We start from the raw sequence: 8,187 nt of genomic DNA on the forward strand, positions 1-8,187 counted from the left end.
CCATATTGTTCGCGAGCGGCGCCATACCGTGCTGCTGCACGAGTTGCGCGCCCGCCAGATAGAGCGGCACCTGCGCGCCCGGAACGTTCGAGATGAAGAGATTGGTGCCGCGCACCGCGAACCGCTCGCTGGTGACGAGCCGCGCGACCGCCGCCATCGTTGCGCCCGGAATATGTTGCGACAGGTCGGTCATGATCCGCGCGCTGACCCCCGCCTTCGCCTCCTTCGCCTCGACCGTATAATCGCGGACCGCGGCGAGCCGTTCGAGCGGATCGGCGATGTCGGTGCGGATCGGCACGCTCATCGCCGACACCTGATTGCCCGGCTTCGACGCCTTGCCGCCCTTCCCGCGCAGGTTGATCGGCGCCACGGCGACGAGGCTCTCCTTCGGCAGCTCCTTATGCTTCTGGAGATATTTGCGCAGCGCGCCGCCGACGGTGGTGAGCACGACGTCATTGACCGTCGCACCCGGCACCTTCTTGCGGATCTCGGCCACGTCGGCGAGCGCGACCGTCGTTGCGTCGAACATCTTGTGTGGCCCGACGGGCACGTTGAAGCGCGTTTCGGGAACTCCGGCGGTCATCCCGCCTTCGGCGATCGACTTGCGCGCCGACGAGATGATCGCGGGCGACATCTTCATCAGCGCGTTCATGAATTTGACCGGCGACTGCATCGACGCCGACCAGGCCCGCGAGAGCGTCTCGGTACTCGACGGCGCCTTGCCCAGCTCCTCGACTGGCGGCGGCTCGGCGATCGCGGGCGTGCCCTTGGCGTCGATATCGCTCATCGCGATGAAAGCGTGCGCGCCCGACGCGCCGTCGACCGCGGCGTGGTGGACGCGGTGGAGCATCGCGAAGCTTCCTTTCGGGATGCCGGGAATGCGGTCGAGCCCCTCGATGATATAGATGTCCCAGAGCGGGCGGTTCATATCCATCGGCTTCGAGAACCAGCGCGCGACCGCGATACAGAATTGCCGCCAGTCGCCGGGCTCGGGCAGGCGTGCGTGGCTCATATGCGCCTCGATATCGAAATGCTCGTCCTCGACCCAATAGGGATGGTCCATGTCGAACGGCAGGCGGTGTAGCCGGCGCTTGAACAGGGGCGAGGTATCGACGCGGCTTTCGACGTGGCGGATGATGTCCTTGAAGCGCACGAAGCCGCCCGGCGCGGTCGAGGGGTCGTAGATATAGACGCCCATGATGTGCGTCAGATTGTTCGCAGTCTGCGTATAGAGGAACTGGGCGTCCTGCGCGCTGAGCTGTTTGAGCATTTTCGGTTCCTTCTATCCAGCCGTCATTGCGAGGAGCCGAAGGCGACGCGGCAATCCAGAGTGTGCGGTAACCGCTCTGGATTGCTTCGCTTCGCTCGCAATGACGAAGGATGGCTAAGCACATTCATTCTCCATGCGCCGGCAATCGATCCGCAAGCGCAATCGTCGAAAGCCGCATCGTTTCCATGACATTGGCAAGGCCGCGCAGTTCCACGAGCAGTGCGCGGCGCGCGGCAAGGTTTGCCGGTGTCGCCTCCTCCGCGAGCCCCATATGGCGCATCAACGACAGCCCGTTGGCGAAGAGCAATTTGCCGATCGCCGCCTCGCTGCTGATCCGGCGGAGCAGATAGGCTTGCCGTCCCTCGACCAGCGCCGCGTCGAGCAGCGCCTTTTCATCGACCACATCGCCGGGCTTCGCACGCGCCAGTTGCTCGGCGACGACCGAATAGGCCTCGGCAAACGGCAGCAGGATCGCATGGCCGACGACGGGCTGGCAGCGGCGCAGGAGCTGCGCGATACCGCGGTCGCCGCTCGCGAGACGGCGATCCCACACCGGATCGATGCGCTTCAGTTCGGCCTCGATTGCGGCGCGATGTTCGTCGCGGGGCGGGTAAAAGAACTCGAATTTGAACAGATCGCGGAGGCGGTCGATTTTCGCCCAGAAGGCGGCGGTCGCATCACCGCTGTCGGCGTCGCGGAGTTCGAACAGCGCAAGTTCCACCATCGCGCGATCGAGGAAATGATGCGCGATGATATTGCGGTAATAGCTCGCCATCGGATGCTTGGCGGGGTCGATCGAATAGACATTTTCGCTGCCCGCCTCGTAGCGCGTCAGCAGCCCGCTTTCGACGAGCGTGTCGACCGTCGCCGACAGCGCGGTGTCATCACCGCCTTCGAGTTCGCTGCTGAGGCGGATGTCGCGTGCCCGCGCCCAGTCGGTCACCGCGCCGATCGCGCCGAGCAGTTCGGCAGCGGTGGCGCCGCGCGGCGCCATGCCGAGCAGGATCAGGCACATCACCGAGGTGACCGTCAGCGGCGTGACACGGTTCGCCTCGACCGCGACGGCGAAGGCGATCTTTTCGAGCGCGCGCTTGTCGTCGGGCCCCGGTGCCTCGTCGATCACCACCGGATTGCCGATGTCGAGGCGGATGCGCCCCGACGGTTCCTTGAGGCTCTTCATATAGCCGAGGAACCACGACAGGCTTTCGGGCTTCTTGTTCCGGCCGGTTTGTTCGGCGGCATATTCCTCGACGTCGCGGATCAGGTCGAAACTGGTGACGAAGGGGACGAAATGCACGTCGCGCGTGCCTGTGGCATGCGCCGCATCGAGGACATATTTCATCAGGCCATATTTGGGCGGCATCAGCTTGCCGAGCCGCGACCGCGTCCCCTCGAACGCCCAGCTGAGCGGGAAGCGCTTGGCGAGCAGCCACGCGATATAGTGGCGCAGCACGAGCTTGTAGACCGGCTGGTCCTGGAAGCTGCGGCGGATGAAGATCATCCCCGAGCGGCGGAAGAACTCGCCCATTACCGCGAAGTCGAGATTGGCCCCGCCGAAGCTGTGCAGCATCGGCATGTCATTTTCATAGGTCAGCCGGCTGGGCGTCGCGCCGTCGATATAGGTTTTGTGCGTGAAGAGGATTGCGGTCGGATGTTCGCGCAAGATTGCACGCAGCTTCGCCAGTTCGGTGGCGTCGACCTCCATCTCGGGCGCGTAGCCGCCGAACATCATGCGATCGAGCCGGGCGCGAAGGTCGAGGAACAGCGCCGACGGGCGCGCGATCACTTCCTTCATCAACAGCCGCGCTTCGCGGTAGAGATCGCCGACGGGGCGCCCTGTCTTTTCCGAGAGCTCGGCAAGCGCGGCGCGAAATTTGGGACTGGTGCGCAGCCCGTCGGCGACGAAACGCGGTACCTTGTATCTTGTTCCCCGGATTCCCCGCTCGGCGGCGTCAAGCGCGAGCGCGGCCTGCCGCGCGACGAAGCCCGCGAATTCGGGACTATCGGCACCCTCGCCGTCGCCGCCACCGGTCTGCGCGCAAAAACGCATTCGCAGCGTGTCGAGCGTCGCGGCCTCGCCGACCAATATTTGCGCCCGGCGACGATCGCGGAGCAGGATCAGCCGCGACCGCAACGGGCCAGGGTGGCGCGGGTCGCCGAAGATCAGGTGGCGGAATTTGAGCGCGCGGTCCTTGTCGAACCCCGGAATGCGCCACGCGACGCGCAGCGGCACGACCTGCCGCGATGCTGCTCCGCCGAGCCGCGCCTGCAGCACATCGACGGGCAGCGCATGGTCGCCGTCCTCGATGTCGAGGCTGGCCCAAACCGGCTCGTCATCGCCACTCGTCGAATGGATCCAGTCGAGCAGCAAGCGTCGCTCGACCCCGTTGCGTGCGTCGATTATATAGAGCCGGTCGGCCGCCTGCTCCGCCACAACAGGGGTGCGGGGCGTTCCGTCGGCCACCGCTCAATGACGCTCCGCCGAAAGCCCGTTCGTGTCGAGCGAAGTCGAGACACCCCGATAGCAAGCGCCGTCCCGATGGGCATCTCGACTTCGCTCGATGCGAACGGGAAGGAGATGCACGATCATGCCTTGGGAGCCTTTCCGGCCGTCTTCTTCCTGGTGATCGCCTTCTTGGCAGGAGATTTCTTCTTGGTGGCCGGTTTTGCGGCGGCCTTAACGGGGACCTCTTCGGCCTTAGCCGCGGGCGCCGGCTCCTTCGCCACCGATTCGGCGACGCTTTCCTCGGGCTGGCCAAGCGTCCGCAGGAACATGTTCCGTACGTCGCGCACATGCGTGTTGATCGTCCGCGGGCTCCATCCGGACGTATCGACCGGCGGCAGCACGGTGACGCGCACCGTCGCGGGGCGCATCACGAACTCGTTCTTCGGCGCAACGTCGGTCGCATTATGAATGACGATCGGGACGATCGGCACCCCGGCCTGCATCGCGAGGTGGAACGCGCCCTTCTTGAACGGCTCAAGCTTCGGCGTCAGGCTGCGCGTGCCTTCGGGCGAGATACAGATCGACTTGCCTTCGACCTTGATCGCATCGACCAGCGGCTCCATCGCCTTGATCGCGCTCTTGCCGTCGGCGCGGTCGACGAAGACGGTGCCGCCCCATTCCATCAGCTTGCCGAGGATGGGGATGTCCTTGATTTCCTTCTTCCCCACCCCGCCCATGTCGCGGCGGATGAGCTTGGCAAGGATCATGACGTCCGCCTTGCTCTGGTGGTTGAAGATGAAGACGCAGGGGCGTGAGGACCAGAGATTCTTCTCGTCCTCGACCTCCAGCTCGACCCCGGTGATCGCGGTCGCGAAATCGCCGAACAGCCCGATCGAGAAATTCGCCGCCTCGCGCTGCGAGCGCGTCAGCGCCCAGATCGGGAGGCCCGCGGCGAAGGCGCCGACGAGCGAACCGGTGGCATAGATGGTGCGCGTATAGTCGACCCAGCTCGGCGTGCCGCGGCTACCGAAACGCTGCACCGGCCAGCCGTTCTCTTCGGCGATCGCTTTGAGTTTCAGGTTGGGGTTGAGCGGGCGCGGCTTGCCGACGCGTTCGAGGAGTTCGATATCGTCGTCGCTGTCCGAATAGAAAAAGCTCTGGTCGAGATCGAGGCCATATTCGGCGGCGAGTTCCTCGGCGGCGAGCACCTTGCCCTCGCCGAAGCAGAGCGGACGGACGATCTCGCCGGTAAACACCCCGTCTTCGATCTCGTAGGCCGAGCATTTGATATCGGTGATGCCGAGGTCGCGTGCGGTCGGCTCGATCTGGTAGATCGTCGCCGACGAGATGATCGCGACGCGGTGCCCCTTCGCCTGATGCGCTTCGATGATCGCACGCGTTTCGGGATAGATCTTCCGCGCGATATGTTTTTTGTAGAGCTCCTCGCCGAATTCGATGAAGCTTTCCTCGTCGACGCCCTTCATGAATTTGGCGGCGCCCGACATCAGCCCCGAGAAGCCGATGGTACCGAGGCTGTGCTGCGCGATGACCTGCGCGGTCTCGGCGATTTCCTCCATCGACATTTCGCGGCGCTGGAATTTCTCGCGCAGCATCGCGGTCGCCGAATAGCCCGAAATGATCGTTCCGTCGAAATCGAAGAGCGCGGCGATATGCGATCCCGGCTCCGACGCCAGAACTTCGTCCAAATGCGGTTGCGGCCTCGGCACGCCTGTCTCCCCACCAACGGCTATATTGCCGCCTTATCCCTGCACAGTGACAGGTAAAATGGGGTTAATCAATGGCGTGAAAGTGCGGCAGCTTCGCGCGCCAACGTCTCGATTTTTGCAGGGTCGAGCGGGCCCGAGGGGACGACCCAGCTGCCGCCGACGCACAGCACCGCTTCGAGCGCGAGCCATTCGGGTGCGGTTGCGGGGGTGATACCGCCGGTGGGGCAGAAGCGCGCCTGGCCGAAGGGGCCCGCGAGCGCCTTCAGCGCAGGGATGCCGCCGCTGGTCGCCGCGGGGAAGAATTTGAAGCGCGAGAGGCCCATATCCATCCCAAGCATGATGTCCGACGCGTTGGCGGTACCGGGAAGCAAAGGAATGCCATTATCGATGGCCGCTTTGCAAAGGCCAGCTGTGATGCCGGGCGAGACGATAAACTCAGCGCCAGCATCAATGCTCTTGTTCAGGTCAATTTGATTGAGCACGGTGCCCGCGCCGACCACGGCGCCCTTGACCGATTTCATCGCGGTGATCGCGTCGAGCGCAGCCGGCGTGCGTAGGGTAACTTCGAGCACCGTCAGCCCACCCGCGACGAGCGCTTCGGCCATCGGCACCGCGTCCTCGACCCGGTCGATGACGATCACCGGGATGACGGGCGCGAGGCGCATGATCTGGTCGATACCTGAATCCGACATTTCAATCTCCGTTCGCCCTGAGCTTGTCGAAGGGCTGTTCTTTTCTTGACCCGCTGGAAGGGAAATACGGTCCTTCGACAAGCTCAGGACAAACGGGTTTGGGGATTTAGGCTACCATTTCCATCGCCGCCAAAATCGCCGAGCCGCCCTTTTCGGCTTCGTCGGCATGGTGGCGGAACAGCGCGAAAAGTTCGCGGCCGACGCCGAGCGCGGGCGGCGGGGCGACGGCGGGCGCGCGCGCGGCCCATTCGGCTTCGTCGACGAGCGCTACGACTTCGCCGTTCACCGCGCAGACGCGAACGACGTCGCCGTCCTGAAGATAAGCGAGCGGGCCGCTTACCCCGTCGGCGCCCGGCAGCGCTTCGGGGGAGAGGTGGATCACCGCGGGGACCTTGCCGCTGGCGCCCGACATGCGGCCGTCGGTCAGCAGCGCCACGCGGAAACCCTTGTCCTGCAACACGCCGAGCGCCGGGGTCAGCTTGTGCAGTTCGGGCATGCCGTTCGCGCGCGGCCCCTGGAAGCGGACGACGACCACGACGTCGCGTTCGAGTTCGCCCGCCTTGAACGCGGTGAGCACTTGGTTCTGGTCATCGAAGATCCGGCACGGCGCCTCGATCGTCCAGCGATCCTCGGCGACCGCGCTCGTCTTGATGATCGCGCGGCCCAAATTGCCTGCGAGCAGTCGCATCCCGCCGTCGGGCGAGAAGGGCGCGGCGACCGGGCGCAGCATCGTGTCGTCGCGACTCTCCGCGGGCGCCGCCTGCCAGTGGAGTTCGTCGTTCACGAGCACGGGCTCCGACGCATAATCGGCCATCGTCCCACCGACGGTGAGCACGTCACCATGCAGCAATCCGGCATCGAGCAGTTCGCGCACGACATAGCCGATGCCGCCCGCGGCATGGAAATTGTTCACGTCGCCCGCACCGTTCGGATAAACGCGCGCGAGCAAAGGCACCGCATGGCTGAGCTCGTCGAAATCCTGCCAGTCGATGATAATCCCCGCCGCGCGCGCAATCGCGGGCAGGTGAATCGCATGGTTGGTCGACCCGCCGGTGGCGAGCAGGCCGATCGCGGCGTTGACGATCGCCTTTTCGTCGATGCAGCGCGCGAGCGGGCGATAATCGTCGCCGTCCCAGCCGATCTGCGCGATGCGATGCGCCGCGGCGCGCGTCAGTTCCTGCCGCAGCTTGGTGCCGGGGTTGGTGAAGGCGCTGCCGGGGATGTGGAGCCCCATCAGTTCCATCATCATCTGGTTGCTGTTCGCGGTGCCGTAGAAGGTGCAGGTGCCCGCGCCATGATAGCTTGCCGCCTCGGCCTCGAGCAGTTCGTCGCGGCTCGCCTTGCCCTCGGCATAGAGCTGGCGGACGCGCTGCTTTTCCTTGTTGGCGAGGCCCGAGGGCATCGGGCCGGCGGGGATCAAGATTTGCGGCAGATGGCCGAAGCGCAGCGCGCCGATCAGCAGGCCGGGGACGATCTTGTCGCAGATGCCGAGCAGCAAGGCGCTTTCGAACATTGCATGGCTGAGCGCGATCACCGTGCCTTGCGCGATATTGTCGCGGCTGAAGAGCGACAGGTCCATGCCCGCCTGCCCCTGCGTCACCCCGTCACACATCGCCGGGACGCCGCCCGCGACCTGCGCGGTCGCGCCGACTTCGCGCGCGAAGAGTTTGATCTGCTCGGGATAGCGGCCGTACGGCTGATGCGCCGACAGCATGTCGTTGTAACTGGTGACGATGCCGATGTTCATCTCGGCGCCCGACCGGATCGCGGGCTTGTCCTCGCCCGAGGCGGCAAAGCCGTGCGCAAGATTGCCGCACGACAAATTGCCGCGGTTGGTGCCCGCCTCGCGCTGGCGGTCCATGAGGTCGAGGTAAGCGGCACGGCGCGGGGCGCTGCGCGCGATAATGCGGTCGGTAACCTTGGCGATTACGGGGTTCAGATCAGTCATGCCAGCTCGCTCCGTCGCGTTCGATCAGCGCGATGGCGCTCGACGGGCCCCAGCTGCCCGCGGTGTAATTCTGCGGTGCCATGTCGACCTCGGCCCAGGCGTCG

Annotated in this window: 5 protein-coding genes; all 5 read right to left on the reverse strand. The window is 65.1% G+C overall.

What is annotated here, in order from left to right; genetic code table 11:
• A partial coding sequence (locus tag VGD20_RS17640) for a wax ester/triacylglycerol synthase family O-acyltransferase (RefSeq protein WP_331135683.1) occupies positions 1–1,270 on the reverse strand: 1,270 nt, incomplete at its 3' end.
• A 124-nt stretch (positions 1,271–1,394) separates the two neighbouring features.
• Positions 1,395–3,734, reverse strand: a complete 2,340-nt coding sequence (locus VGD20_RS17645) for a glycerol-3-phosphate 1-O-acyltransferase (RefSeq protein ID WP_331135684.1) — start codon at positions 3,732–3,734, stop codon at positions 1,395–1,397.
• A 122-nt stretch (positions 3,735–3,856) separates the two neighbouring features.
• Positions 3,857–5,443, reverse strand: a complete 1,587-nt coding sequence (locus tag VGD20_RS17650; protein ID WP_331135685.1) for an HAD-IB family hydrolase — start codon at positions 5,441–5,443, stop codon at positions 3,857–3,859.
• Positions 5,444–5,511: 68 nt separating this feature from the next.
• Positions 5,512–6,135, reverse strand: coding sequence for a bifunctional 4-hydroxy-2-oxoglutarate aldolase/2-dehydro-3-deoxy-phosphogluconate aldolase (gene eda / locus VGD20_RS17655; RefSeq protein ID WP_331135686.1), 624 nt, complete (start codon positions 6,133–6,135; stop codon positions 5,512–5,514).
• Positions 6,136–6,241: 106 nt separating this feature from the next.
• Positions 6,242–8,083, reverse strand: coding sequence for a phosphogluconate dehydratase (gene edd, locus VGD20_RS17660; protein ID WP_331135687.1), 1,842 nt, complete (start codon positions 8,081–8,083; stop codon positions 6,242–6,244).
• Between the last annotated feature and the right edge of the window lie 104 nt (positions 8,084–8,187).

Origin of the sequence: Sphingopyxis sp. (genome assembly GCF_036402335.1) — a bacterium.
In the GTDB taxonomy this organism is placed as follows: Bacteria; Pseudomonadota; Alphaproteobacteria; order Sphingomonadales; family Sphingomonadaceae; genus Sphingopyxis.